This window comes from Micromonospora maritima (assembly GCF_902825405.1).
GTDB lineage: Bacteria > Actinomycetota > Actinomycetes > Mycobacteriales > Micromonosporaceae > Micromonospora > Micromonospora maritima.
Genome location: NZ_CADEAU010000715.1, coordinates 1 through 2,192 on the forward strand (window position 1 = coordinate 1; position 2,192 = coordinate 2,192).

A 2,192-nucleotide genomic window follows, 5' to 3' on the forward strand; every position below is an offset into this window, starting at 1 on the left:
CCGCGAGATCCGGGCCGCCGAGGCGCACACCGGTGACCGGACGGCCGGCAAGGTCCGGGCCGCGCTGGGCCTGCCGCCCCGCCGCCCCGCCTGACCCGCACGCCGCCACCCCCGACCACCCGCCCAGCCCTTCGACCACCAGTCGAAGCCCCCGAGCCACCCGGCTCCGAAGCCCCGCGCCAATTGGCGGGACATCGCGTCCACATCACGAGAACCGCGAAGATCTTGGTACGAAAAGGGCCCCTCCAGGGGCCGTTCCGTACCAAGATCTCGAACCGGCGTGTTCGGTGATCAAGGAGTTCGGGTCCCGGACGAGAGTCGCGTCGACGGCTCACCGGCTCGACCGACGGGGCCGGGCGAGGGTGCGCACCCGCTCGGGCGGTCAGGCGGCGATCGCCGCCACCGCCAGCCCGGCGAAGGCCAGGGACAGCGCCGCGCCGGTCCAGCGCCGCCACCGGGGCGCGCCGACGACCCCGGGCAGTTCGCGCCATCGCCGCACGGCGGGTACCAGGGCCGCCCCGGTCAGCGCCGCGCCGACGGGCCAGAGCAGGCCCGGCACCAGCGACCAGTCGCCGAGCCGGTGCGCGAGGCCGAGGCAGACCAGCGCCCAGACGGCGGCGGAGAGCACGGTGATCCGGTCCGGTCCACGCCGGGCGGTGCTCCACAGCGACTGGGCGCCGAGGAACGTGAACACCAGCGCGAGCCCGGCGCCGATCCAGGCCGGCAGCCCGATCGACCCGCGCGCCGCGTCGCCGGTGACCCCGAGCAGCCGCAGGCCGAGCGCGTCCAGGTCGCGGGCGGTGTTGCCGAGCACCACGACGCCCCTACCGGCGGCGCGGTCGAAGCCGACGTACGCCCGGAAGCCGCCGGTGCCGCCGTCGTGCCAGACGATCTCCCGGTTGCCGTACCGGCTGGTGAACCAGCCGTAGCCGATCCGACGGTCGTCGCCGGCGTCGAAGCGGGGTGTGGCGGCGTCGGCGCCGGGGGCGGTGCCGGCGAGCATCGCGGCGGTGAGCCGGGCCAGGTCGAGCACCAGCGGGGCGGCCAGCGCGGAGTCGCAGCCGTGCCAGGTGAACTCCATCCGCATCCCGGTGCCCAGGAAGCCGGCGAACGTGACCAGGTCCCAGGCCGTCTTGAAGTCGCCCAGCTCCTCGACGTAGTCGATCCGGGTGCTGCCCTGCGGGAGATAGCCGAGCGTCTCGGCGAGAACCCGCTGCTTGCTGACCACCTTCGCGGCGTTGGCGGCGGGTTCGGCGAGCGTGGCGCCGTCGCCGCCGCCGAGCAGGTTCGTCCCGGACCAGGAGCGCACGGCCAGGTGCCGCATCGCGAACATCGGCGCCAGCACCGACTTCAGCAGCGTCTCGCCGGTCTTGCCGTCGTGCCCGGCGTACGGCAGCCCGCGCTCGTCGGCCAACGCGACCAGGGCCGGCAGCCGGGCGCCGGTGGACGGGGTGAAGTCGACGTACGGGCAGCCGGCGGTGAACGCCGCGTACGCGTACCGGGAGCTGGCCGGCAGCACGTCGACCGGACCGGCCAGCGCGTCGCGCAGCACCGCCAGGTCGTGGTGGGCCGGGTGCGGGGCGGGCGCCGGCTCGGTGGCGGCGACGTTGACCACCACCACCCGGTCCAGCTCGTGCCGGCGGCGGAAGTCGGTGAGGTCGCGGACCACGGCGGCGATCCGGTCGCCCGGGCCACCGTCGGTCGGCGCGGGGCGCAGCGACGCCTCCACCTCGGCCAGGTCCGGCGTCACGGCGTCGGCCAGCCGACCGGGCAGCACCCCGGCGGCGGCGAGCGCCTCGGCACGTTTGGTGAGCGGGGTGGCGACCACGTCGTGGCCGCCGAAGACGAGGTCGGTGAAGCCCGGCAGCGCGGGTCCGCGCAGCTCGGGTAGTTCGGTGACGCAGCCGGTCGGCGCGGTCAGCCCGGCCCGCAGGGCGAGCGCCCCGACCACGCTCGTGGTCGCGACCGAGCCACGTGCCCCGACCAGCCAGACACCCGTACGCATGGCGCTACCTCCCCAGGTCGGTGCCGGTCCACCGGTGCGGCCGGGGAATCCCGGTCCGGCCGCACCGGAGGGCCGTGCTGGTCGTGCCGCCCGGAGGGTTTCCGGCGGCACGCTCCCCGGAGCCGGCCTCGTCCCCACCGCGGGGCGCAACCGCGGCGGGCCCTCGCCGGCCGGCGCCGGAGGCTGT

1 pseudogene is annotated in these 2,192 nt (G+C 76.4%); it reads right to left on the bottom strand.

The features are described 5' to 3' along the window. Positions 1 to 979: 979 nt before the first annotated feature. Positions 980 to 2,005 (bottom strand): annotated as a pseudogene (locus HUW36_RS31420) (inositol-3-phosphate synthase); the annotation flags it as partial. Positions 2,006 to 2,192 lie beyond the last annotated feature (187 nt).